At 69.7% G+C, this 23,674-nt stretch carries 25 protein-coding genes and 1 pseudogene; 12 read left to right on the top strand and 14 right to left on the bottom strand.

Annotation, left to right across the window (positions count from 1 at the left end; translation table 11 throughout):
• The first annotated feature begins 189 nt into the window (after positions 1-189).
• From ZF1_RS17335 to ZF1_RS17320, 4 genes are all read left to right on the top strand, one after another.
• Positions 190-501 (top strand): transposase, encoded by a 312-nt coding sequence (locus ZF1_RS17335; RefSeq protein ID WP_482637802.1) that lies wholly within the window; start codon positions 190-192, stop codon positions 499-501.
• Entirely contained in the window at positions 498-1,394 is an 897-nt protein-coding gene (locus ZF1_RS17330) for an IS3 family transposase (RefSeq protein WP_482637801.1), read from the top strand. The genes ZF1_RS17335 and ZF1_RS17330 overlap by 4 nt, the downstream gene beginning before the upstream one ends.
• A 338-nt stretch (positions 1,395-1,732) precedes the next feature.
• Complete coding sequence (locus ZF1_RS17325; RefSeq protein WP_482637800.1) at positions 1,733-2,545, top strand: hypothetical protein; 813 nt, start codon at positions 1,733-1,735, stop codon at positions 2,543-2,545.
• Between the two features lie 396 nt (positions 2,546-2,941).
• Positions 2,942-4,129, top strand: coding sequence for an IS701 family transposase (locus ZF1_RS17320; protein WP_482637790.1), 1,188 nt, complete (start codon positions 2,942-2,944; stop codon positions 4,127-4,129).
• A gap of 391 nt (positions 4,130-4,520) precedes the next feature.
• Here the strand turns inward: ZF1_RS17320 and ZF1_RS17315 are convergent, their stop codons facing one another.
• Positions 4,521-5,192 carry a hypothetical protein gene (locus ZF1_RS17315; protein WP_482637799.1) on the bottom strand — a complete coding sequence of 224 codons (672 nt, stop codon included), beginning with the start codon at positions 5,190-5,192 and terminating at the stop codon, positions 4,521-4,523.
• Positions 5,193-5,447: 255 nt separating this feature from the next.
• Here ZF1_RS17315 and ZF1_RS17310 point away from each other — a divergent pair.
• The 3 genes and pseudogenes from ZF1_RS17310 to ZF1_RS17300 form a co-directional block, all read left to right on the top strand.
• Positions 5,448-5,651, top strand: a pseudogene (locus ZF1_RS17310) (putative RNA methyltransferase); the annotation flags it as partial.
• A gap of 418 nt (positions 5,652-6,069) precedes the next feature.
• The gene (locus tag ZF1_RS17305) at positions 6,070-6,321 is read left to right on the top strand and encodes a hypothetical protein (protein ID WP_345645658.1); all 252 of its coding nucleotides are present in this window, start codon (positions 6,070-6,072) and stop codon (positions 6,319-6,321) included.
• A gap of 652 nt (positions 6,322-6,973) precedes the next feature.
• The gene (locus ZF1_RS17300; RefSeq protein WP_482636431.1) at positions 6,974-7,729 is read left to right on the top strand and encodes an ANTAR domain-containing protein; all 756 of its coding nucleotides are present in this window, start codon (positions 6,974-6,976) and stop codon (positions 7,727-7,729) included.
• A 168-nt stretch (positions 7,730-7,897) separates the two neighbouring features.
• Here the strand turns inward: ZF1_RS17300 and ZF1_RS17295 are convergent, their stop codons facing one another.
• Positions 7,898-8,158: a hypothetical protein gene (locus ZF1_RS17295; protein ID WP_345645664.1), complete on the bottom strand. Its 261-nt coding sequence runs from the start codon at positions 8,156-8,158 to the stop codon at positions 7,898-7,900.
• A 73-nt stretch (positions 8,159-8,231) separates the two neighbouring features.
• Between ZF1_RS17295 and ZF1_RS17290 the strand changes: the two genes are divergently transcribed.
• The 3 genes from ZF1_RS17290 to ZF1_RS17280 all read left to right on the top strand — a co-directional run bounded on the left by ZF1_RS17290 (position 8,232) and on the right by ZF1_RS17280 (position 9,989).
• Positions 8,232-8,531, top strand: a complete 300-nt coding sequence (locus ZF1_RS17290; protein ID WP_345645667.1) for a hypothetical protein — start codon at positions 8,232-8,234, stop codon at positions 8,529-8,531.
• A gap of 667 nt (positions 8,532-9,198) precedes the next feature.
• A complete protein-coding gene (locus ZF1_RS17285) occupies positions 9,199-9,348 on the top strand; it encodes a hypothetical protein (protein WP_482636432.1) in 150 nt (49 codons plus the stop codon).
• 29 nt (positions 9,349-9,377) lie between these two features.
• The gene (locus ZF1_RS17280; protein ID WP_345645670.1) at positions 9,378-9,989 is read left to right on the top strand and encodes a flavodoxin family protein; all 612 of its coding nucleotides are present in this window, start codon (positions 9,378-9,380) and stop codon (positions 9,987-9,989) included.
• Between the two features lie 252 nt (positions 9,990-10,241).
• Here ZF1_RS17280 and ZF1_RS17275 read toward each other — a convergent pair whose 3' ends face one another.
• The 9 genes from ZF1_RS17275 to ZF1_RS17235 all read right to left on the bottom strand — a co-directional run bounded on the left by ZF1_RS17275 (position 10,242) and on the right by ZF1_RS17235 (position 17,953).
• Positions 10,242-10,619, bottom strand: a complete 378-nt coding sequence (locus tag ZF1_RS17275) for a hypothetical protein (RefSeq protein ID WP_161152561.1) — start codon at positions 10,617-10,619, stop codon at positions 10,242-10,244.
• 29 nt (positions 10,620-10,648) lie between these two features.
• Entirely contained in the window at positions 10,649-10,969 is a 321-nt protein-coding gene (locus tag ZF1_RS17270; RefSeq protein ID WP_161152560.1) for a hypothetical protein, read from the bottom strand.
• 333 nt (positions 10,970-11,302) lie between these two features.
• Positions 11,303-12,358: an HPP family protein gene (locus ZF1_RS17265; RefSeq protein ID WP_337826584.1), complete on the bottom strand. Its 1,056-nt coding sequence runs from the start codon at positions 12,356-12,358 to the stop codon at positions 11,303-11,305.
• Positions 12,359-12,925: 567 nt separating this feature from the next.
• On the bottom strand, positions 12,926-13,345 hold the full coding sequence (locus ZF1_RS17260) for a ubiquitination-like system serine protease family protein (RefSeq protein ID WP_482637798.1): 420 nt from the start codon (positions 13,343-13,345) through the stop codon (positions 12,926-12,928).
• Positions 13,342-14,631, bottom strand: a complete 1,290-nt coding sequence (locus tag ZF1_RS17255; RefSeq protein ID WP_482637797.1) for a ThiF family adenylyltransferase — start codon at positions 14,629-14,631, stop codon at positions 13,342-13,344. The genes ZF1_RS17260 and ZF1_RS17255 overlap by 4 nt, the downstream gene beginning before the upstream one ends.
• Positions 14,606-14,905 carry a multiubiquitin domain-containing protein gene (locus ZF1_RS17250; protein ID WP_482637796.1) on the bottom strand — a complete coding sequence of 100 codons (300 nt, stop codon included), beginning with the start codon at positions 14,903-14,905 and terminating at the stop codon, positions 14,606-14,608. The genes ZF1_RS17255 and ZF1_RS17250 overlap by 26 nt, the downstream gene beginning before the upstream one ends.
• Before the next feature lie 107 nt (positions 14,906-15,012).
• On the bottom strand, positions 15,013-16,008 hold the full coding sequence (locus ZF1_RS17245) for an ImmA/IrrE family metallo-endopeptidase (RefSeq protein ID WP_482637795.1): 996 nt from the start codon (positions 16,006-16,008) through the stop codon (positions 15,013-15,015).
• 53 nt (positions 16,009-16,061) lie between these two features.
• On the bottom strand, positions 16,062-16,952 hold the full coding sequence (locus ZF1_RS17240; RefSeq protein WP_482637794.1) for a hypothetical protein: 891 nt from the start codon (positions 16,950-16,952) through the stop codon (positions 16,062-16,064).
• Positions 16,949-17,953: a hypothetical protein gene (locus tag ZF1_RS17235; RefSeq protein ID WP_482637793.1), complete on the bottom strand. Its 1,005-nt coding sequence runs from the start codon at positions 17,951-17,953 to the stop codon at positions 16,949-16,951. The genes ZF1_RS17240 and ZF1_RS17235 overlap by 4 nt, the downstream gene beginning before the upstream one ends.
• A gap of 1,070 nt (positions 17,954-19,023) precedes the next feature.
• Between ZF1_RS17235 and ZF1_RS17230 the strand changes: the two genes are divergently transcribed.
• The gene (locus ZF1_RS17230; protein ID WP_482637792.1) at positions 19,024-19,329 is read left to right on the top strand and encodes a hypothetical protein; all 306 of its coding nucleotides are present in this window, start codon (positions 19,024-19,026) and stop codon (positions 19,327-19,329) included.
• A gap of 318 nt (positions 19,330-19,647) precedes the next feature.
• On the opposite strand, the gene ZF1_RS17225 is transcribed toward ZF1_RS17230, so the two are convergent.
• The 3 genes from ZF1_RS17225 to ZF1_RS17215 all read right to left on the bottom strand — a co-directional run bounded on the left by ZF1_RS17225 (position 19,648) and on the right by ZF1_RS17215 (position 21,753).
• Positions 19,648-20,445, bottom strand: coding sequence for a transposase family protein (locus ZF1_RS17225; protein WP_161152599.1), 798 nt, complete (start codon positions 20,443-20,445; stop codon positions 19,648-19,650).
• A 572-nt stretch (positions 20,446-21,017) separates the two neighbouring features.
• Positions 21,018-21,191 (bottom strand): hypothetical protein, encoded by a 174-nt coding sequence (locus tag ZF1_RS17220; RefSeq protein ID WP_357439865.1) that lies wholly within the window; start codon positions 21,189-21,191, stop codon positions 21,018-21,020.
• Between the two features lie 94 nt (positions 21,192-21,285).
• Positions 21,286-21,753: a nitroreductase family deazaflavin-dependent oxidoreductase gene (locus tag ZF1_RS17215; RefSeq protein ID WP_482637791.1), complete on the bottom strand. Its 468-nt coding sequence runs from the start codon at positions 21,751-21,753 to the stop codon at positions 21,286-21,288.
• Between the two features lie 718 nt (positions 21,754-22,471).
• Here ZF1_RS17215 and ZF1_RS17210 point away from each other — a divergent pair.
• A complete protein-coding gene (locus tag ZF1_RS17210; RefSeq protein WP_482637790.1) occupies positions 22,472-23,659 on the top strand; it encodes an IS701 family transposase in 1,188 nt (395 codons plus the stop codon).
• Positions 23,660-23,674 lie beyond the last annotated feature (15 nt).

The raw sequence follows: 23,674 nt of genomic DNA, 5'->3' as shown, positions 1-23,674 counted from the left end.
CGAGCTGTTGGTAGAGGTCGTGCTCAAGGCCGCACAGGCCGAGGAGCCAGTCGGACCGCCTCCGGCGGGGGGACCTAACGGCCCCTGCAGCGTCACATGGCCGCCCTCTGCATCAAGGGTGAGGTTCCCCCGGTTCTCCGGAGTCTTTGAAGACTGGTCCCATCGAGGGGACTGGGAAGGAAGGCTCTGTTGCCAGCACCGAGGAAGTACCCCGATGAGCTGCGGGAACGGGCAGTTCGGCTGTATCGGGAGTCCGACCCGCGGCCGTCGTTCAAGCGGCTGGCCGGTCAGCTGAACGTGCACCCCGAGGCCCTGCGGAACTGGGTCCGCCAGGCCGAGGCCGATGCCGGCGAGCGCGAGGATCGCCCGAGCACCGACATGGTGGCCGAGAACCGCAGGCTGGCGGCCGAGAACGCCGAGCTGCGGCGAGTCAACGAGGTCCTGCGCGCGGCGAGTGCGTATTTCGCCAGCGAGATCGGCCCGACCCGGAGGTGGTCATGAGCTTCATCGACACCCATGACTTCCCGGCCGGTCTCGTACTGCGGGTCCTGGGCATCCCCGCCTCGACCTACTACGACTGGCGGGCCCGCCGCGCGGCGCCGAGCCGGCGCGAGCTCGACGACGCCGCGCTGCTCGAACAGATCTGCAAGGTGCGCAACGTCAGTGAGTTCGCCACGACCTACGGCTCGCCGCGGGTGTGGCTGGAGCTGCGCCGCCAGGGCGTGCGCGTCGGGCGCAAGCGCGTGGAGCGGATCATGCGCGAGCACGGTCTGCAGGGCGCGCACCTGCGCCGTGGCTGGAAGCACGGCTCGACCCGCCAGGACCCGAACCACACCGCCGCGCCGGACCGGGTCGAGCGCGACTTCCACGCCGAGGCGCCGAACCGGCTCTGGGTGGCCGACCTGACGCGGCTGGTCACCGGCGAGGGCGTGCTGTGGCTGGCCAGCGTGCGCGATGCGTTCGCCAACCGGGTCGTCGGCTGGGCCACCCACGCGCGGGCGACGACCGCGCTGGTGCTCACCGCCCTGGATCATGCGCTGGCTTCCCGGGCGGTGCGCTCCGGGCAGTTGATCTTCCACAGCGACAAGGGCGCCCAGTACACGGCGCTGCGGTTCACCCAGCGCCTGGTCGATGCCGGTGTCGCCCCCTCGACAGGGTCCACAGGCGACAGCTACGACAACGCCCTGGCGGAGAACCTGTGGTCCACGCTCAAGATTGAGCTCGTGTACTGGCCGGGCACGACGTTCGCCACCCGCGCCGAGGCCGAGCACGCCCTGCTGCGCTACATCGACGGCTGGTACAACCCCCGCCGGATCCAGGCCGGCCTCGGCGGGCTCTCGCCCGACGAGTACGAGGACGCCTACCATCGCGCCCAGCGCGACAATCACAGGTAACCCGGACTCCGGGAAACCGGGGGAAGCTCAGGGTGCTGCGCATCGGCTGGCGCCGACCGCCTCCGGCGGCCCTTGACACAGAAGCCTCCACGGCCATGACCGGCGCTCCGCGCGGAGGCGGGGGAACGCACCCCGCCACCAGGGACGGGCCCGACAGGTCCCCGCGATCGCGGAGGCCACCATGGCGTCCGCGCGGACTACACGACCATGGTCGACTGGGTTGCAAAGAACTCGCCCGAGTTTGTCTACCTCGATCGCTACAGTCGAGCTTTCCGTTCCCAGCGGGTCAAGTCATCCCCAATCGGGACTCTGTTTGGGCGCCGCAGTAAGATCCCGACATGGATCTGGGCTTAGATGCTGAGGAAGATTGGGATCAACTAGCGAGCAACTTGGAGATCATTCAGCGCATCGGTGAGCTGTGTGACCAACTCCCCGACGACCTAACCGACCTCGACCGGCCGAATAGCGAGTTAAGGAGCCTAATCGAGGCTTTGCCGGAACCGCAGGTAGACTTGCGGCTTTCGATCAGCCAAGGGCTGGGCTTGGCGCGCGGCACGCTCGATCTTGTACGAAGCATCTTCATCAATAACAGCCCCCCGATCGCTCCCTCAGTATTGACGGTTCTACTTCGATCGGCGGTTATGGGTGCGGGCCGAATCCTCTACATGCTGGGACCTCAGTCTGATTCTGAGCGAATCGCTAACGCAAGAACTGTCATGAGTCAGGAAGCGGAAAGCTATTATCGTGCATATACCCAGTTCTCGAAGTTCGAGCAGTTGACAAGTCTTGTCCCGCCCGCCGAGACTGTTGCGCAGTATGAACGGCGGCGTCCTGGCCTCATGCAAGGTGGCCGTCCGCCCGGTGATGCTAAGACTTTGGATTCGATGGCGGATGTAGTTGGTGAAGTGCTCGTGCGCGAATCGGGAACATCGATTCAAGGTGGAGCGATAGATGATCTTGTGCAGGCTCATAAAGAGCACGTACGTTGGATCTTTAATGTCTACAGCGGCGTGGCTCACGGATTCGCGTGGCCGTGGCTTGTTCCGCGCACGAAGTCGCTACCGGGCCGCTTCATTGCCGAGCTGACTACGACGGTTAGTGTCGTCCACATCGCGGCTGACATTACTCTACGCAGATCTGGGATCCATTAATGCGTCACGCCATTGCGACCAGGTACGGGACGTTCCGGTCAACTTTTGCTCAGCAGCTCCTTAATGTAAATCGAATCTCCCTGAGCGAAGTCAACGGATACGGGACGCGGTGACCAACGCATCTCGTCTAAAGCCAAGATTAGAAATCGATTTTGCTCTTGACGCTCTAGTAGAGTTCGAGCGACCGCTCGGCTTCCTCCTGCCGTGAGTACCGCAAGGGCAAACACTCGGAGAAGCGCGGGGTCAAATGTCGAGTCTGCTCGTGCGCTGATAATCTGCCAGCACGAATCCGGCCTCTGTTGGGCAAGCCGCTGAGCCGCGACGCAGACTAGTACTGCAACGGCGTTTCGGCGTGTCGTGAGAGGCTGATCCGGGTTCGGCGGTGATGATCGCCGGGTGGTGGATCTTGCTGGATGGGTAGCGGCGTTGGACCAGGTCATCGCGTCGATCGGGCCGCGGTTCTTCCGTCGTGAGCCCCGCGCGCGGGCCGGGGCGTATGTGCGCGGCCTGCTGGCCGGGTTGGAGCGCAAGAACGGGTGGACTCTGGCCGAGCATGCGGGGGCGGTCTCGCCGGACGGGACGCAGCGGATGCTGCGCACCGCTGACTGGGACGTCGACGGGGTCCGCGACGACGTGCGCGACTACGTCCTCGACGCCCTCGGCGACCCCGCAAGTGAGGTGTTCGTGGTCGACGAGACCGGGTTCATCAAGAAGGGCCTGCGTTCGGCGGGAGTGCAACGCCAGTACACCGGTACCAGCGGCAAGGTCGACAACTGTCAGCTCGGGGTGTTCCTGGCCTATGCCAGCTCGAAGGGGCGGGCGCTGATCGACCGCGAGCTCTACCTGCCGACCTCGTGGACCGAGGACCGGGACCGCTGCGCCAGAGCCGACGTGCCCGATGAGGTCGGGTTCGCCACGAAACCCCAGCTCGGGCTGGCGATGCTCGACCGCGCCCACGCCTGCGGGGCCCTCACACCCCGCTCGTGGGTGACCGCCGACGAGATCTACGGACAGAATCCGACCTTCCGCACCTGGCTGGCCGACCGGGAGATTCCGTTCGTGCTGGCCACTCGCAACGACGACGTCCTGACCAGCCCGGACGGGCATCGCCGCCAGGCCAAGGTCCTCGCCACGATCGCCGGCGCCCGCGACCCCGACACCGGCCGCAGCGGGTGGGAACGGCGCCAGGTCGGCGCGGGCGCGCACGGAGAGCGGATCTATGACTGGACCACCGTCGCCCTCGACCCGGCCGGCCTACCCCACGGCTGGGGACACTGGCTGCTCGTGCGCCGCCAGACCGAACCCGGGCAGGGCAAGACCACCCGGGAGCTGGCGTTCTACCGCTGCGCCGCCCCCGCGGCCACGCCGCTGCGCGAGCTGGTCCGCGTCGCCGGCGCACGCTGGGCGATCGAGGAATGCTTCCAGACCTCCAAGGACGAAGCCGGCCTCGACCACTACCAAGTCCGCTCCTACCGAGCCTGGTACGCCCACATCACACTGGCCATGCTCGCCGCCGCCTACTTGTCCGTCACCCGCGCACAGGAGGCCGAAAAGGGGGATCTCCAGCCGAGCGGACCGGCCTGATCCCGCTGAGCGGCAACGAGATACGGCGTCTGCTCGCCACCCTCATCCTCACCCCAGCCGCCTGCCTGGCCAGCACACTCGCCTGGTCCACCTGGCGCCGACGACGCCAGCACCAGGCCCGGACCTGCCACTACCGCCGCCGCGGCCAACGCCCACCAGCCTGACAAAACGCCGTTGCAGTACTAGGTGGCTGAGCCTCCGCGCCGCGGGTGGTGCCACGCGTTCGGCGGGGACAGCAGATGAGCCCACGAGGCCGTCGCGCAGACCGCTCCGTCGGTGTCGATCGCGGCGGCGAACGGGTGGCACCGGTCGACGACGACCGCGTACCCACCGATTGCACGCGCAGCGCCGACCGCGAGTTCCGAGCGCCCTGCAGCAGGTCCCGTCTTCATCATCCGAGACCGTGGTGGTCGATCAGCGCCTGTTGGTCGGGATGGACCGTGTCGGCCCAGGGCAGTGGCAGACGGGCGTCCCCGGCCAGGTCCGCTTGTTCGTGGAGATCGGAGACGGACAGCCGCTGCGAGGGGTCGAAGCCGTAGGTCTGCGGTGTCCTGACCGTTCGCAACGCGATGATGTCCGGCTCGACGTCGACGGCGACGAGCTTGACCCCGGCCACCCCGACGTCGCAGATGAACCCGGCCCAGCCCCAGGCGTAGCGGCGGTGGGACAGGACCTTTTCCCGTCCGTCGACCTCGCACGGGACGGTGGGCCATTCCCGCCGTCTCTGGGAGGACTCGTAGACGTGGTCGATCTGAGCTTTGTTGAAGCCCTCGGGGAACTCGACGGCGGTTCGGTCTGGGCGCATGCGCTCGGACAGCGTGAAGAGGCTGCCGAAGGCGAGCTCCTCGCCCAGTTCGAGTCCGCCGGGTCGGTAGGTGTTCGTGCCGACGGAGATGTGGGCACGGCCGTTCTCGACCCGGTGCCCGAGCCAGAGGGTGGTCATCGGGTTGCCGAGCGCGCCTTCGTAGAACTCGACCCAGGTCGGGCCCGTCCACGGGGAGACCCCGAAGAACGGGAAGTCGATCGGAGGGTGGCCGCGATCGTGGGGTGGAGCTGGTCCCATCGTCTGAGTCTGACAGCTGAGACGACAGGAACGCGCTCGCCGGCGGGCCGTGCGCGGTCTCGCTGCCTGGTAGTAGGTTCAGTCTCATGTGGCTTCCGCTCGCGCAGCGTCCCCGCACCGCCTGACGGCGGTGCACCCCGCCGCCCGACCCCGTCTCTGAGGGGTTCGGCGGCCTCTGACCCGTGCCGACCTGGGCTCGTCGTCCAGACGTGACACCGCCGCGTCCCCACACTCACTTCAAGGGACAACGCGATCGTGGACACCCCACCCGTGGCCGGCCGCTGCGCCGACACCACCCAGCACCACCCCTCAGACGACACCCGCCACGCGCTCGACGCCGTCGCTCCGTGGCTGAGCTGCCCCCACTGCGCCGGCCCGCTCTGCCGCCATACCCGCATCATGCGGTGTCGGTGCGGGCATACGTTCGACATCGCCCGCACCGGGCATCTGTCACTGCTGCCCGGGCGCCGGCGCCACCGAGGCGACACCCCCGCGATGGTCACCGCCCGCGAAGCCTTCCTGGCCGGAGACCATTACCGGCCGCTGCGCTCGACCATCACCGCTCTCACCGTCGAGCACGCCCCCGCGGGCATCAGGCTGGTGGTCGACCTCGCCGGCGGCATCGGCCACTACCTCGCACCGGTGCTCGACGCCCTGCCCGCCGCACACGGCATGACGGTGGACCTGTCCACCGCGGCGCTACGCCGCGCCGCCCGCTCCCACCCACGCGCGGCCGCGATCGCCGCCGACGTCTGGGCGCCCCTACCGCTTGCCACCGGCTCGGCCGGGGTCGCGCTCAGCGTGTTCGGGCCCCGCAACCCCCAGGAGGTCGAACCTAGATCCGAGCCACGACGAGTTCTATGCGTGGGGGTGGGCGTTGACCGAGCTGTTCGACCGCACCGACGAAGCGTTGCAGGTGCTGCAGCGCCAGGTCGAGCACTACGGCGACCACCGGCTTCTCGCCGACGACGAGGGCGCGGACCCCGCCACGCGGATCGCGGAGATCACGGCCCGACTCTCCGCGACCCGGGCCGCGCTGGCGCCGGCCCGGCAACGGGTACGCGAGTACCGCAGCGCGGCAGCGCACCTCTCGGTCGCGATCGACCCGGACCCCCAAGCCCAGCCGTGACGGTCGCGCCGCGCGGACAGCCCAGACGCTGCGTGCGTGAGCCGCGCCGTGGCTCAGGAGCCTGTCGGTATCACGCGCTGACCCCACGAGCCCTGACGGTGCACTCGTGGCGGACGTCGTCTTCGAGGGCGGCGGGCTGGACACCGCGTAACACCCCACCGGCGGCGAGATCTGGTGGAACCTCTACGAAGCCACCGGTGCATCGCAGCCACCGACTCTGACATGCCCGACTGGCAGCTCGTGCCGTCACCGAGGAGCCGCCCACCGCGGCCGCGTGGCCGCCATCGGGGGCGTCGGCCGGCGGCCGCGGTGACGCACCGGCCGGGGCATCTGAGGGGTCGGCCGGACAGGGCGCCCGGGCCGGCTGGCGCACCGCCGAAGGTGGCTCGCACCGCAACCCGGACGGTGCGCAGGGTAGCCGACTCATCGCGACACGCTTCACAGGTGGCGGGCGACCGTCGCGCAAGGCGGTCCTCATACCAGCTGAGCTGTCTGTCGAGTCGGCTCGGACCGATCGGCGGATGGCCGCCGATCTGGGTACGGTTGTGAGATCAACAGTCGGCTATCACGTCCGTAATCGAGGCGCCGTGGCCTGCCGCCGGGGTGGGCGGGAGTGAGCCCCTGCGGGGCTGAGGAGCAGGGAGCCCGCCAGATGGATCCGGTCGAGGGGGAGCAGTTGACCGCGGCGCTGGCCCGGGCCGCCCGGTCGGTTCTGCGTGGCCGGTTGCGCTCGCCTGAGGATGTCCTGGCCGAGGTGGTGGCGGCGGCGGCGCGGGCGGTTCCCGGTGCGGACGGGGCCGGGATCACCCAGGTCGGGCGGGACGGGCGGGTGTCGGCGCGGGTGCCCAGCTCGTCGTGGGTGGCCGAGCTCGACCGGCGTCAGGCCGATCTCGGCGAGGGCCCGTGTGTGCTGGCATCGCGGATCGCTCTGGGGGTCGACGAGATGTCGACGGTGGTGCAGGTCGCCGGGCACGATCAGGTGATCGAGGTCGCGGATATGGCGGTGACCGGGCGGATGCGGTGGCCGCGGTGGGCCGGCGAGGCCGTGGCGGCCGGGGTGGGCAGCCTGTTGTCGTTCGCGATGGCTCCGCCCGAGGAGCCCGGCTCGGCATTGAACTTCTACGCCCGTGAGACCGACGCGTTCACCGAGGTTAGTGTGCTGGCGGGAGAGGCGTTCGCCACGCAGACCGCGATCGCGCTGTTCGGCGCCCGGCGCGCGGCGCAGATGCACCGGGCGATGCAGAGCCGGGACGTGATCGACCGGGCCAAGGGCGTCCTGATCGAACGGTTCGATGTCGACGACGATCAGGCATTCGCGATCCTGGTCGAAGCCTCCCAGAACACCGACGCCAAGCTCGTCGACGTCGCCCGCGAGGTGAGCACCCAGGCCCAGCGACGCCACCACTGACGCCGCCACCACTGACGCCGCCGGCATCCCGGCGAGCGACACTCTCGGCGGCCCTCGCCGGTGCGAACCTGACGCGCCTCGAACTCGGTGCCCGACCGGTGGCGCGACAGCAGACAGCGGCCCCTTCACGGCACCCGGGACGAGCCGGGCGAGCAGTAGGGGGCTCGGTCAGACGGGGCTGAACAGGTCCGGCCCGATCAGGCCGCCGCCCGATCCTCCGTCACCGCCGCCGGGTCCAGAGGCCGGTCGCCGCCGCATAAGCATGGCTACCGCCAGCGCCAGGAGCCAGAGCACCTGCACGGCGGGACCGGCCAGGATGACCGGCAGACCGCGACCGACGACCGGGACGGACCGCCCGCCGATGACGGTCACAATGATCAGTCCGGAGTCGGTCTGAGCGCGGTCCAGGGGCACGTCGGGGCCGATCACGCTGCACCAGTATGGCGCAGACGACAGTGTCATGTGCGTCAGGCCGACGAATCGGGTACGTGGAATTATGCGGATGACGGGCGCCGGAGCCATCGATCGGCTCGTCGACCTAGTCGCACAGCCCGATCTGCAGCTCGTCGCGCTCACCACCGGGCTGGCCGCGCTCGCCGGGCCGCTGTCCGGGCAGGTGGTCTGGGTCATCGCTGTGCTGCTCGTGCTGGCCTCGGTGCTGCCCGGCCACAGCGCCGGGCCGGTCGACGGTCACGGCAGCTCCGGTGGCGGCGGCGCCGGCGACGGGGGCGGTGGTGGCGGCGGCGGGATACGGCCCTTCGGCCCACGTTCACCCTCGCCGACCGGGGCGCGCCGCCGTTGAGCGCGCCGTGCTCGGCTCGTCCGACCGCGTCGATCCGTTCCCGGGGGTAAACGCCGGGGCCGGGCCTGCGACCATGCGGCAGCCTGCGCCACCCGGCGAACGCTCCCAGCAGCGAGCATGAGTCCTCTCGTCCGCGGCAGGTCGCCGCTCACGCGGTTTCACCCGCTCCGCGGGCGGGGCTCGGTGTTGCGGGCGCCACGCCGGCGCGCTGTCTCGTGGATCGGGGGTTCGGGCGCGGCGCCGGAGCAATCGCCCTCGCTGCAGGCTGTGTACTTCGGCCCGATGGGGGTAGCTCTACCGGTCCGCGTCAGCGTGTCAGCTCCACGCGAGACCACGGAGATCAGGAGGTCGACAGACGCGGATCCGGTGCCGCCGCTTGACCCCTGTTGAGGCGGCGACACCACAGGTGACCGACCGGGAACGCGTCGCGCCCGCCATCGCGGCCCCGGTCGGTCACCCGGTATCGGCCTGCCTCGCGGAGTACGTGCTGCGCCAGGCGACGCGATCTGGCCGTGCTAGCCGTCGTCACCTCGCGCCCCGCGCGTTCCTCTATGAGCGGTCACGGTGCGCGAGCGCCGTGGCCGCGCCTGGTCTAGGCGGTATGAGCTTAAGACCCCCAGCGTGGGGCCTGTTACTACACGCGAAGGCGATCCGCTCGGTGGTCCCGGTGGCCCGGGGGTCGGTGCGGCGCTGGCGCGGGTCATGGAAGGTGCAGCGCAGAGCTGCTGTCGCATCGCGGTGGTGGGTGAAGGGCAGCCTGGAGCTGATCGTGGCCGGGGCGGTCGCCTCGATCCCGTTCCCGCCCGCCGACGCGTGAAGCACGGTCCTTCGGGTACGCAGCTGGTCATGGACCACGAGATTCGTGCCCTCGCACTAGTGTGCAGCCTCAAGCCCGGCCCGCAGGCCTCAAGCAGCGAGGTGATGGCCCGACAGGTGCTCGACGCCATGGCCGATCACGGTGTCGCCGGCGACACGCTGCGGGTCGCCGACTACGACGTGAAGCCCGGCACCGCGGCCGACATGGGCGAGGGTGACCAGTGGCCGCAGATCCGCAGCCGGATCTATGACGCGGACATCCTGGTGTTCGCGACCCCGACCTGGGTCGGGCACCCGTCGAGCGTGGCACAGCGGGTCCTGGAGCGGCTCGACGCGGAGCTGTCCGAAACCGACGACCAGGGGCGACCCGAACTGTTCGGCAAGGTCGCGGTCGTCGCTGTGGTCGGCAACGAGGACGGCGCACACAAGATCGTCGCCGACTCGTTCCAGGCACTCAACGACATGGGGTTCACCATCCCCGCAGGCGGAGCGACCTACTGGAACTCCGAAGCGATGAACCCGGTCGACTACAAGGATCTCGACCAGACCCCGGAACCGGTCGCGGCGACGACCGCGACGCTGGGCCGCAACGCCGCCCACCTGGCCCGGGTGCTCGGCGCCCAGCAGTACCCGGCCTCCTGAGACCGAGCCCCCTTCAGGGATGTCCAGTTTGCGCTGCGCGGTAGTTGCCGGGCCGGGGCGTCAGCGGCAGGGCACGACGATGCGCTACTACCGCGCGGTGAACAGCCTGCAGCACAGCGCCGTGCACGGCCTACCGGCGGGCCCGCCGCGACTGGATGGGCGCTGTGCAGTAGCGGCCAGTTGATCTGAGGGTCGGCCTGGCGGTCGGCGTGATGCACAGGGCCAGGGTCAGTGACGCTGGCCGTTCCCGTCTCAGAGCAGGTCTACCTCGAGCGACGGGTCGACGCGACGCAGTCGCTCTGGGTCCGTGGACAGCGCCGGCCATCCCCGCTCCCGGCACAAGGCGGCTACGGACGCTGCCAGCGGGTCGTACACCGAGGCTGCGGAGGTCTCGTCGAGCAGACGGGCTGCCTCGGCGGGGGAGTCGGTCAGGACGACATAGGGCGCGGCGAGCAGCAGGTCAACCTCGGCGACGAGGCCCGGCCGCAGACAGAGGGCCTCGTCACGAGCGAAACGCGGAACGACGAACGTGAGCCCCAGTTCCCAGGCCAGGGCGTACCAGGTAGCCATGCCCAGATGCCCGTTGGCGTAGGCGTCGAGCGCGCTCGCGTCGAGGACCTTCCCGCTCACAGTGTTCGCGGTAAGCGCAGGTTGAGTGCTCAGGACACGTCCGCCACGGGGTAATGCGCTCGGATGTGATCCTCGCCCGGCCACTCACGGCCGGCGGTGGCGTAGATGCGCCGGTAATGCTCCAAGGTCGGAGCGCCGAACCGGGTGGCGTGGTCGCGCACGACCTGGTCGTGGCGAGAGTCGCGCCGCTCAGGACGCAGCTCTCCCGGCCCGGCCGCGGCGATCGGAACGATGTCGGCGACGGCGTGGCCCTGACGGACGACGCGAACTCGTGAACCTTTCGACGCACGCTCGATCGCGGCCGCGACCCCATCCGGATCGTCGGGCGACACTTCGAACGCCTCGCTCACAGGAGACATCGTAGCGCTACCACCACAAGCTGAGGGCATCCTGCGCAGCCGCGGCACCGAGAAGGACACCTGCGCGGTCGTCCTGCAGGGCTGCAGCCCCTCGACCGTCGCACTCCGTGACGGCTATCTGATCGAGACGCGGCGGTACCACAACGGCTCGGCGTCTCGCGCCGCATCTGGGACTGTGGCGCTCGGGGATGCGCAGTGATGACACGTGAAGACGGGCTGGATGCCGGGTCGCGACCGCCCCACATCAGGCGGAAACCTGCTTCGCACTTACCGAACGAGTGGCGAGCCGCCGATGTGCGCGGACGCCGCGCATCTCGAGGCTTGTCACGCCGAATCGGCCAGGATGCGGCACAGCGCGATGAGCAGGTCGGTCTGGGTGACCATGCCGCGCAGGCGGTTCCGCTCGTCGACGATGACGACGGCGTGCGTGCGTCCGTCGGTCAGGATGCGGCTCAGCGCTGCGAGGGGCGTGTCCGCCGAGGCCGTCGACGGTAGTGAGGCCATCGAGCCGACGGTGCCCGCGGGGTGCGCGAGCTCGCGGAGCCCGAGAGTGCCGACGACGGCGCCGTCGTCGTCGAGCACCGGCACCGTCCGGACGTCGTGCTCGAGCAACAGGTCCCGCGCCGTCGTCGGATCGTCGCCCGACCGGACCGAGACGGTGTCGCGCGACATCACGTCCGCGGCGACGAGGTCGCCGTGCTGCCGGACGAGCGCCTGGGTCTCGACCTCGCGCAGCAGCAGACCGATGTCGTCGCGGTCGATGTCGAACGTCTCGCCGATCTCGGCCAGCGCCCGGTCCACGTCGTCGGCCCGGAAGCAGCTGCGGCGATCGGCCCGGTCGGACGGCGCCGTCCGGTGTGGGTAGGGGTGCCGCGACAGGCGGTGGAACAGCCACCCCATCGCGACCAGGACGACCGAGTTCACCCCGACCGGGAACAGGGCGAACAGCGGGCCCGCTCCGGTGATCACGCTGCCGCCGATGACGGCCGTCAGGGCTGCGGCCCCTCCGGGTGGGTGCAGGCAGCGCAACAGCGACATCGTCGCGATCGCCACGGCGACGGCCAGCCCCGCCTGGGCGAGGACGTCGGGTACGACCAGCCGCGCCCCGACCCCGATGAGTGTCGAGACGACGTTGCCCGCGATGACCGGCCAGGGCTGCGCGAGCGGGCTCGACGGCACCGCGAACACCAGGACCGCCGACGCCCCGACCGGTGCGACGATGAACGGCAACGCCGCGCCCGGCCCGACGACGAGCGCCCCGATGGCACCGGCGACCGAGATGGCCGCGAGCGCCCCGGCACAGGCGAACAGCCGGTCGGACAACCGGGCACCGGCGAGGATCGGGCGGAACTGCGGGAGTCGGCGCGAGAGAGCCGCCACGCGCGTCCTCCAGGAACTCTCGACCCGTCGATTCCGGCAGCTCGTGGCGCCGGTCGGGACGTTACGGGCAGATGTCGTTCCAAGTCATCCCGTACCTCGTCCAAGGGCTGGGCAGGAGTGGCCTCTCCAGGCAGGCAGGGCATGACCGTCTGACCAGGCAGGATCGTGAGCGGCGATGCAGGCTGACGATCTCCGACGGGAGTCGGCTCCACGTTGCCGCCTACCCGTCAGGCCGCGTTCCGATCGCCCAACCAGTGTCCACTCGAGCCGGCAGCTGAACGGTTCAGATGCGGGCGGTCATCATGCCGCCCACGACTGCTTCGCCAATGACCCGGCACCATTGAGTGCCTCGCCTCAGACCGTGATGTGTGGAACGCCGGCCCCCTGATGGGGATTCGTATCTACTCCACCGCGTGTAGCGTCCGCGGAGCGCCGGGCCCGGTGTTAGCGGGCCCGGACACACAACGCCCGAGCCGGGTTCCTCCCGGCTCGGGCGTTCTCGATAAGCGGGTCTCACAACGTCTCCTAGTCGGTCCGGCTGAAGCATGAGACGCCGGGGCGGCCCGACTACCGGCGTGCTCGGAAACGGCGCCACCATGGTCGAGGGCATACCGCGTCGTCTACCGTGAGATCTTCCAACCCCGCCTGCGAGCCATCTGCCGAACGCTGGCGGACGAGGTCGGCGGCGCGGCCCCTTTCGATCTCGTCCCTGCTCCAGCGCCGCGCCCAGCGAATCTTGTTGTAACGGATGAGATAGTGCGACTTGCAGGGCAGGCTCCAGTTGCCGACCGAGGGGCTGATCGTCACGGTCGGCCCGTCCCAGGTGATCTTCCAATCGTGGGGTGAGATGCCCAGGACGACTTCGTACCCGCACCCGCATGCACACAGGTGCAGGGTCGTCGCGTACTCGATCGACACGTAGAGCACGCCGGGCTCAGGATGCTCGGGGACCGTGTCGACCAGGCGGGGTTGAAGCTGGGAGATCACGCGACGCTCCGGCTGTCGTCGTCGGAGACTCCCCGGTCGGTGGTGTCGCCGTCCGGGTAGTCGTCCGATGGAGTGTTCGTGTGGGTCGGGGTGTCGGCAGCCAGCCCAGCGTGCTGTGGGGTATGGGCGATGGTGTTGCCGTCGATGGAGTACGTGGAGTTGAGGTTGTGCTCAAGGTCGGTGTAAACGCCGCGGGCCTGCTTCCAACGCAGGACGGCGAGGACGGCGTTGAGCGCGTTGAGCTCGGCGATCTGGATGTTCTGTGTGTAGACGGCGTCCTGGGAGCTGCCCACGAGCGGGATGTGCTGGCGGGCCTGCTCGCGGGTACCTGGAGTGCTCAGCGTGGTGCGGAGTTGCCCGAACACCTGAGCTTGCTCCTCGTCGAGGAGTAAGCCCATGCCGACGTCGATGAAGTCGCACCCGATGCGTTCGAGGAGTTCGACGACCTCGCGGCGGGAGTCGCCGGTATCGACACAGACGAACACCATGTCCGTGTGCGACAGGAGCTCGGCGTGCTGATCCGCGAGGCGTTCGGGGTGAGCGATTACTCCGGTCCGCATAGACGCCCACCGCCGGGCATAGACCTCGACCTTGGGCGCCCCGCCGACTAGCTCCCCCGGCGGCGTCGGCCCCGGCGAGCGGAACGCGTTGTGCTGCAGGTATCGGTCGTCGTCGAAGAGGTGGATCTCCTCGACCGGGCAGCGGGCGAGAAGGTCGAGGACCCAGCTGCCCGTGCCACCGACCCCGACCACCGCAACCTTGCGGCCGGTGATCTTGGCGGTGACCATCCCCAGGCCCGCGCGGGCGGTGGCCGTGTCGGCGTAGAGGAACGGCCCGGTGCTCTCGGGGTCGCGCCGGACCGGGTAGGTCCGGGCGGTGACCGTCGGGTCGAGCTTCAGCGCCGGCGCCATGATCATCTCGGCGTAGGTCGTCATCTTGTGGTGGTAGTCGACGTAGCCCTCGGGGGGCTTGCTGGAGAAGCTCGCCCCGACCGTGATGGTGGGGGTGAGTTCCTGCGGGCCGGAATGCGCGATTTGCTGCAGAACTGTCCCGTCGGCGTGGCAGGGGTGCTCGCCGATCCAGCTGGCGACGTGCGTGCTCGGGGTTACCGTCACGTCGCCGCTGAGGTCGAGCGTGCTGACCAGAGTCCCGTGATCGACCTGTGCGGCGGCGTTGACGTAGGGGATGCCGTGGACGAGCAGATAGCCCTCGCGGAGCTCGATGTCGTAACCGTCGTCGAGCAGCCGCTGCAGGTCGGGGCTAGGACTTGTCGGTTGCGGAGACAACGAACACCATCCCGTCCTTGATCTTGACGGTCTCGCCGGCGAGCAGCGAGCCCTCGGGCTTGTTGCCGTGCCCGCGGCGGAAGGAGATGGTGAACAGGACGTTCTCGCCGGTCGGGGCGGAGGGGAACGCCAGAGCGACCAGCTGCTCGAAGGTGAGCTCCTTGTCGGTGACGGTGCGCTCGCGCGCGTTGATCACGATGGTGATCCCGTGGGGGCGGGCGTTCCCACGGGCGGCGGTGTCGGTCGTGTTGTGCTGCTCGGACTGGGCGCTCATGCGCGTGCCTCTTCCATGTCGGTCGCTCGGCCTCGCGAGGCCGGAGAGCGCGGCATGCGCTCTTACCGGGGGTTGACGTAGGAAGTGCCGGATCGTCCGGGGCGAGGTCAGGCGCAGTCCCGACAGGGAGTGCGCGGGTTGTCGAAGTCGGCGAAGCGGGCCTTGGCGAGCGTGAGGTGGCAGCACGGACAGGTCCGTTCCCCGCTGCTGCTGGGGCAGGCGCAGTGCCGGCGTGGGCAGCGCGGGGTGTCGCAGCGGGCGCACACGTCGTCGGTGATGGTGAACTCGCGCAGGCACTGGTCGCAGGTGGCCCACCTGCTGGGGCCGGTGTAGGTGCTGGTGCCAGGGCGGGGCGGGGCGAACGCCTTCCAGCCGGCGTTGTCGGGCACGAGTACGGCGGCGAGGTACCCGTCGATCCACGTGGCGTGGCCGTACAGGAGGTCGGACGTGCCGGTGGAGTAGAGGATTCTGGTGTCGTCGTGTTCCACGGTGTTCCCGGGCCGGGCGAGCGCGCGGGCGATCAGCGGTGTGGCGGACTGGTCGCTGCCGCGGGCCGGGGGGATGAGGCCGGTGCTCGCGGTCATGTCGACAGTCCCGTTCCCGCGGTAGAGGACGACAGCGCCGCTGCTGGTCAGCAGCTCTGCAGCGCGGACGCAGCAGGCAGCGCGGGAGGCGTTGCTGCGCGCGTAGAACTCCGCGATGGTCGACGCGTCCGGGCCTCGGGATGGAGTGAGCGGGGTGACCAGAGCGTCGGGCAGGAGAACCCGGCTGGCGAAGACCTGGCAGGCGGCCTCCTCGAGTTCCTCTTCGGCGGGGTGATCGAGAAGCTGCTCGGCGAGGTCGAGGTCGGTGCGCTGGAGGTGATGACCGAACTCGTGCAGCGCCGTGAAGGCGCGGCGTCGCTGTGAGAGTGAGGTGGTGACCACGAGCGCCGGCGGGGTCTCATTGCCTCGATATCCGCCGGCGACGGTGCACCCGTCTCCGGTGTCGCTCTCCGGGACCAGACGCAGAGCCACACCAGGGTGGCGTTCGAGTGCGGCCACGGCGTCGTCGTGCAGAGCGGCCAGGAGCTCGGGAGCGGTGGCCTCGAGCAGCGCGATCATCCTGTCGGCCTGGGCTTTCGCTGCCGGACGCAAGAGCGCGGCCGAGCGTCTACTCATTCCTCACCTGCGAGAAGAAGAGCGATTCGCTGATTCCAGTCCGGTTCCGTGGTGCTTTCGCGGGCCGCGAGCGCATAGGCATCCGAAGCCAAGCTGATGCGGGCGCTGACCTCGTCCATACCTGTCCTGGCGGCGCGCCGGCGAGTGGCCTCGCGCCAGCGCGGGTGCTCGATCTCAAGAGCGAGGGCCGGGTCGATTCCGGCCGAGGACGGCAAGGAACCGGGCTCCATTCCTAGGACGGTTTCGAGTGCTTGAGCTTGTTCAGAGGTAAGCGTGCGCCGCCCACGGCGCAGCTCCATGGCTTCGTTCTGATTGATGTCGAGGCATTTGATCAGCAGCTCAAGCTGTTCCCGTCCACTGCCTGGGAGCCCTAGAGCTCGCGCTTCTGGGCCGGCGGAGAGTCTGGGTACGGCCGGGGCTGATTGAAGTCGAACTAGGTCGTCCCGAAGCTCGGCCACGAGCTCGCTGCCCGGGTCGAGAGGGTCTTCATTGGTGCCATCCCGGGGGAGGTCAGCGCGCACTTGACCGGCCAGGGCCGTACTGACCTCGGATTGCTCCACCATGATGTCGAGAACACGATGGTGCAGGACTCCATGGACCGTCGGCCACAACGTCAGAGAGCGGAATGTGGAGGTGGGGACGCGCTGGTGCTCGATTGTCGAACCAGGTGGGGGCGCTTCTCCGGGACTTGCGGCGACGACCTCACCGGAGCCATTTGCGAAGTCGCTGACAATCAAGACCAATAGAGCAGTTCCATCAATTCTGGCTCGCCATATTTGCCCAAAAGCTACGTCGGGTCGGCTCTCCGCGGCCAGCGCCTTTCGCAAGCTTTCGGGCGGTTGGTACGCGCTGAGCGCAGCGTGCAGGCGGTCATCGTGAGGGCTCACCTGCGCTGCGCTCCCTTCGTGTCGGCGGCGGCAGACAGTTCTGACGTCGCATCCTGCACGTCGTCCGGCCCGGCGTCCCCACGAGCCAGCCTCACCAGCTCGGCGACGACAGCTCTGGCGTCGACGTCCTCCCCTGCAAGCGCAGCGAGCGCTTCCTGGACCCGGGCAATATGGACGTAGGCGACACTGCGACCGACGCCCAGGATCCGCTCGACCTGAGCACGGTCGTGAAAGTGGAGAACGATACGGCGCTCGCGGTCGCTGAGCTGGGCGTACACCTCCCGCGCGCGAACTGTCGCTCGGTGCTCCTCGTCGATGTCGAACACCTGCGGTGCAGTCATCCGGTCCCGCAGCGTGTCGTTGTCGTCGAGGGGGACGTGCGAGGTGAGCACCACGCCGAAACGGCGCTGGAAGACGTGGGTCAGCAGACCGATCTCGAGCCCACCAGGGCCCGCGCACTCCAGCACCGCGATCAGAATGCGGATGAGATCCGGCCCGCTGGCCATCGGGGCCCGCCGGTTCTGGTCGCGCCAGCGCACCGGTTTGACGTCCGGCACCGCTCTGGCTGCAGCGTGCAGGGAGTCCGGGTCGTCACGGCCGACTTCAGCACTTGTCTGCCCTGCTAGGGCCCACCGCGGCGGCTGATCCGAGAGCCGAACGAACTCGCTGTTGCGCCCGAGCAACTCCTCCAGACGAACCCGGATCGCCCCGAGGTCGGTCTTGCGGGCCTGGTCGATCAACCAGTTCCGCATGATGCGACTGGTCCGCTTCAGGATAGCCTCTTCGTCCGCGCCCACCGCGATGAGCGCGTCAGTGAGGTCCTCCAGCCGCTCGACGAGGAACTTGTGAAGCAGATCCTGCGTGCTGTCCTCGTCCCATCCACCGGGCGGTTCCAGCACGAAGAGCGGCTTGATCGCACTGGACCACCGTTGCGTCAGCATCTTCATGGTGGCGGAGCCGCCGAGGTCGCCTCGCTCCCGGAGCTCGTCGGCGACCGTCACGGCTGGCCACCGGCCACGAGCAGCGACAGAGCACGGACGGAGCCGCCAGGGACCGAACTCTCGATCTCAGCGAGCATCCCGGCGGACGGGTCGTTCACGCCATCGAGTGTCGGACTTCACTATCCGTGACGGGAGGTCGCTGCGACATCCCGCGCCGAGCGGACGCCAGACGACGCCGAGGGGATACTCGAGCAGACGGAAAGCCTTCTCGCCCTGCGACGAACGGCGCGCCTGCCCGCCGAGCGGGGCTAGGCTTCGTGGCCCCCTCAGTAGCGATCTCGAACGTCCAGCGTTCCTGGGCCTGGACCAGGCTCGTGATCTGCACGATGACCTGCGGCAGTCTTCCGCGTCCCTCCTGTCCCGCCACTGCCTGCGCCCGCGGCGGCGCTTTCGCAGCCCCGAACGGCCCCGTCCCCACACTCACCCCAGCCGCAGGACTCGCCAGGCCCGGCAGGCGATGTCGCACGTCCCGGACCTCCGACCACGACCGCCTCCGCGTCGGTGCCGCTCCTGCCGGCGATCACCGCGACGCCCACCCACCACAGTCCCGACGACGCCGGCTGACACACCGCCCACAGCGCCGACCTCTGCAGCAGCTCCCCTGGCTCTCGCGAGTCCGGCCCCGGCCGTGGCGTCCGGCGATGGCACGCAGATCCCGGACCGGTCACCTGCTTCGTCGATGACCAGGACGCCGGGAGGTTCGTGCTGGCGATCGCGTCCGCGGGAGCGCACGACTTCTCCGAGTGCGCCACCTACCCGCGTCTTCCCGGAGGGGCAGGACTCGCGCTGCCCGGCGGCGATGTCCGGTGCTACGCCCAGGAAGGCGAAGCCTCGGTCGCGGTGTACTCCTCCTCCGCCCGCGGCGACCGGGCAGCAGCGAAGGACTACTGCGACTGGCATGGCGGCACCGCCCCTTGAGCATCCTCTCCTCGGGGCCGGACTCCAGCGGGGACCACCACTGCTCCGGAGGCCAGCGCCGAGCCGCGCTGCTGCCGATCAGCAGCGGTGACTGTCGGTCCTGTGTGCCACGCTCCGGATGAGCCCGGCCCGTCCGGAGGAGGAGTTGCGCGGTGACTATCGCCCTGGAGCTGTTCCCCCGCCGGGTGGATCCGGAGGACTTCGCCCGCGCCCAGGTCGAGCGCTTCACCGACCACCAGCTCCGCATAGGCCGCTCCCGAGTCGTGCACGCTGTCGCCTTCCGCGCTTGGCTCGGGGATCTCACGCTGCCGGTCCCGGCTTGCCACCAGGGCTGGTCAGGCTTCGCCGCCGCCGGCGACCTACTCGCCACCAGTGATCCCGTGACGTGCCGAAAGTGCGCGATGCGCGTCGGACCGTCGGCAGGGGTTCCGGAGCAGACGGCGTTGTTCCCCGCCTAGCTACCCCTGGTCCGAGGCCCCACGGGGCGATGATCGCTGCGGGTGAGGCGAACTCGGACTCGCGTTCCGTGGTGATCACGGTGGTGCGGGTGCAGTCGGGTCGCGCCGGCGGGGTGTAGGCCGCCGCCCTGCCGTAGCCGCCGTCGCCCGCCTGGGCTGCCAGCCGGCGGAGCCTTGGGCGTGTCCGATGCCGCGGATTGGCCCTGTCGAACGGCGCGGCCAGGCCTCCCTCCCGCGCGGCCCGCTGTCGTGCTGCCGCCATCGTCGCGTCCGAACACGACAGTTGCCTGCTCACACAGTGAGCCTTTGCCAACCTGATCAAGTGTTGGCGATCATGAGGGTCTGAACTGCGGCGATGAGCGCTGCGGCCTGGTTCGGGCTGGAGCGGATCTTGCGCAGGACCTTCCAGGTCTTCAGCTCGGCGTTGACCCGCTCGCCCGGCCCGCGACGGCGGGCGTGCGCGGCGTTGACCGCCTTCTGGTTCACCGACAAGGGTCGGTAACGACCGGTGTCGGGGTCGAGGCGCCGACGGCGCTGCGGGACCGCGACCGTAGGCCCGGCACCCTGGTAGGCGGTGTCGCCGGCGGCCGGGATCGCGTACTCGGTGAGCGCGTCGATGATGCCGTGCTCGCGGGCTGCGCCCATGTCGTGACGGGCCCCGGGCAGCGGCGGGGAGATCCACACCAACCGGCCGACCGGGTCGGCGATGACCTGCACGTTCAGCCCGTGGCATTTGTGCTTGCCCGAGTAGAACCCCCGGTCATAGCCGCTCGCCATGCCGACCCGGTCGATGCGCAGCAGGGTCCCGTCGATGATCACGAACGCTTTGCGCGCCGCGACCTGCATCGCTTGCTCCAGGGTCGGGGCCATCGCAGCGAGCAGGTCGATGGCCTCGCGCAGGTAGCGGTACACCGTGGAGGTCCCGACCTTGAATCCGCAGGCCAGCTGGGCGTAGGTGTCACCGGTGCGCAGGTGCGCCACGACCAGCAGGGCTTGACGGCCCGGGGTGAGCCTGCGCCAGCGGGTCGCGCGTTCGCGGCGGTGACGACGCAGCAGCGTGCTGACCATCTTCAGCGTGTGGGTGGACACGGTCATCCCGGACGGGTAGGACAGCACCTTGAAGCTCCTGGTCGGACGGATTGGTCTCAGCAACCGCTCGTCTACCAGGAGCTTCACCCCTTCGAGGTCACGCCACGCCGCACACGCTCTGACCTGCCCGTCCGTCAGGTTGGCAAAGGCTCACTCACCGATGATCGCGACAAGAGGTGCACGCCGACCGACAGCACCGCCGGAGCAGACACAGAGAGCCTTCCGCGAGATCGCCCGCGGAGAACGGCGAGTCCGAACGCACCCCTCGGGACCGGGCACGACACGAGAGTCGAGAGTCCCGCCGACCAGGTCCGGCCGGCGGCGCGCCGTCGCCAGCTCTGCGCCCAAGGACTGACTCCTGTCGCGCCACGGGCGCAGCTCGCCCACGGACTGCTCCGCCCCCAGAAACTCCGGAACTGATGACTACCCAGAAAGAAGGAAGTCAGTAGTCGTTACTTCAGAAACCCCAACCACACCAGACAGTAGCATTTATGGATACTTTCGAGGAATGCAAGCTTCTGACCTAGATGCCGGTACCGAATAACTCGTGACGGCGATGTGGATCATGCTGGAAGGGTTTTGCGGGCGACATTACGCTGTTACGGTCGCCTAGCCATGACCACTGATGCTCGCTGCCCGAACCCGCGGGCCAGCCGGCCGGCGTAGGCGCGGGTGGTCGTCGTGCCGGTCGGGTCGAGGCCATCGAGGCGGGCGGACCAGCCGTCGTCGATCCCGGCCTCGGAGGTGCGCAGCAGCGCGGTGCCGACCTGCACCGCGCTCGGCCCCGGGGGTCAGCGCTGCGGCCAGCGCACGGCCGTCGCCGATCGCCCCGGCGGACTGACCGGACGGGACGCGACGGCGGCGACGTCAGCCGTCCGGGGTCAGCTCCACCAGCGGGATCGACCGGAAGAGCGCCTCGTCCGGCTGCCCGGCGCGCCCCGGCATGCGGGTCAGCAGCCGGCGGACGAGCGACCAGGTCCAGCGATGCTCCGTCCGGTACTCGGCGAAGCGGTCCAGCGCCTCGGCCTCGCCGAGCACGCGCGCCGTCGCCGGCACCCCCCGCTGCCGCGAGAGCCAGAACCGCACCCGGGGGTTCTCCTCGACGTTGCGGAACCAGTCGGCGGTCCGCCCCAGGCCGGCGGGGACGAGCACGCGTCCGTCGGGGAGGTGGCGGATCACCTCCAGCACGACGTGGCGGGGACGTCCGGTGCGCCGGCCGACGTGCTCGACCATGAGGACGCGGTGGCCGAACACGACGCCGTAGCCGGCGGTGAAGACGGGGATCGGGGCGCGGGCGAGCGACCGGACGACGCGCTGCACCGGTGACCTGCCCATCGCCCGACCTTAGGGCTGCGGCCGGGCGGACGCACCCGTGTTCCGGCGACGGCGTTCGAGCTGCGCCGCTGTCTCAGGGCAGCGCCGTGCCGATCAGGTCGCGGGACGCAAGCCCGGACGGGTCGAGCGTGGGGCCTACCGGTGTGCAGCTGGTGGCGTCTCCCCGCGCGCGGGCCAAGAGCCCGGGGCCCGCGCGGGCGGACGGACCGGGCGCGGTCACCCCGCGGCCGGCGGCACTGAGGAGCGCGGGTCATCACGTCCTGCGCGGGCTTCGCGCAGCTCGCGGAGGTGCTCGCTGAGCGCCTCGCGTGCTGCCATCCGCGCTCCGCGTCCCGCGGCCTGGTCGCGCAGTCCCACAACTGCTCCTGAAACGGGCGAGGAGGGCTCGGTGCCGCTCGGGACGGCGCGCATACGACCGATCTGCACGGCACGAATCTCGCCGAGGCGTCCCTGCCACGGCCGCAGCCGCGCGCCGATGACTCCCAACGGATCCCGGGCACCGGTGGTGACCGGGCCACGCGGACGGTCGGGCCGTTCGGGGTGATGCTCGAGGGCGTGGCGCAGCCCGGCGACGTTGGCACCGGATTCCCACCACGGCTTGAGCAGCGCCCGAGCCCGCCAGATATCGATCTTGCCCCGTTGTCGGCCTCCTAGTACTGCAACGGCGTTTCGGCGTGTCGTGAGAGGCTGATCCGGGTTCGGCGGTGATGATCGCCGGGTGGTGGATCTTGCTGGATGGGTAGCGGCGTTGGACCAGGTCATCGCGTCGATCGGGCCGCGGTTCTTCCGTCGTGAGCCCCGCGCGCGGGCCGGGGCGTATGTGCGCGGCCTGCTGGCCGGGTTGGAGCGCAAGAACGGGTGGACTCTGGCCGAGCATGCGGGGGCGGTCTCGCCGGACGGGACGCAGCGGATGCTGCGCACCGCTGACTGGGACGTCGACGGGGTCCGCGACGACGTGCGCGACTACGTCCTCGACGCCCTCGGCGACCCCGCAAGTGAGGTGTTCGTGGTCGACGAGACCGGGTTCATCAAGAAGGGCCTGCGTTCGGCGGGAGTGCAACGCCAGTACACCGGTACCAGCGGCAAGGTCGACAACTGTCAGCTCGGGGTGTTCCTGGCCTATGCCAGCTCGAAGGGGCGGGCGCTGATCGACCGCGAGCTCTACCTGCCGACCTCGTGGACCGAGGACCGGGACCGCTGCGCCAGAGCCGACGTGCCCGATGAGGTCGGGTTCGCCACGAAACCCCAGCTCGGGCTGGCGATGCTCGACCGCGCCCACGCCTGCGGGGCCCTCACACCCCGCTCGTGGGTGACCGCCGACGAGATCTACGGACAGAATCCGACCTTCCGCACCTGGCTGGCCGACCGGGAGATTCCGTTCGTGCTGGCCACTCGCAACGACGACGTCCTGACCAGCCCGGACGGGCATCGCCGCCAGGCCAAGGTCCTCGCCACGATCGCCGGCGCCCGCGACCCCGACACCGGCCGCAGCGGGTGGGAACGGCGCCAGGTCGGCGCGGGCGCGCACGGAGAGCGGATCTATGACTGGACCACCGTCGCCCTCGACCCGGCCGGCCTACCCCACGGCTGGGGACACTGGCTGCTCGTGCGCCGCCAGACCGAACCCGGGCAGGGCAAGACCACCCGGGAGCTGGCGTTCTACCGCTGCGCCGCCCCCGCGGCCACGCCGCTGCGCGAGCTGGTCCGCGTCGCCGGCGCACGCTGGGCGATCGAGGAATGCTTCCAGACCTCCAAGGACGAAGCCGGCCTCGACCACTACCAAGTCCGCTCCTACCGAGCCTGGTACGCCCACATCACACTGGCCATGCTCGCCGCCGCCTACTTGTCCGTCACCCGCGCACAGGAGGCCGAAAAGGGGGATCTCCAGCCGAGCGGACCGGCCTGATCCCGCTGAGCGGCA

Source organism: Pseudonocardia sp. ZF1 (genome assembly GCF_056835605.1).
The sequence above is the reverse complement of the archived record's forward strand: the minus strand, read 5'-3'. Positions and strand labels throughout refer to the sequence as shown.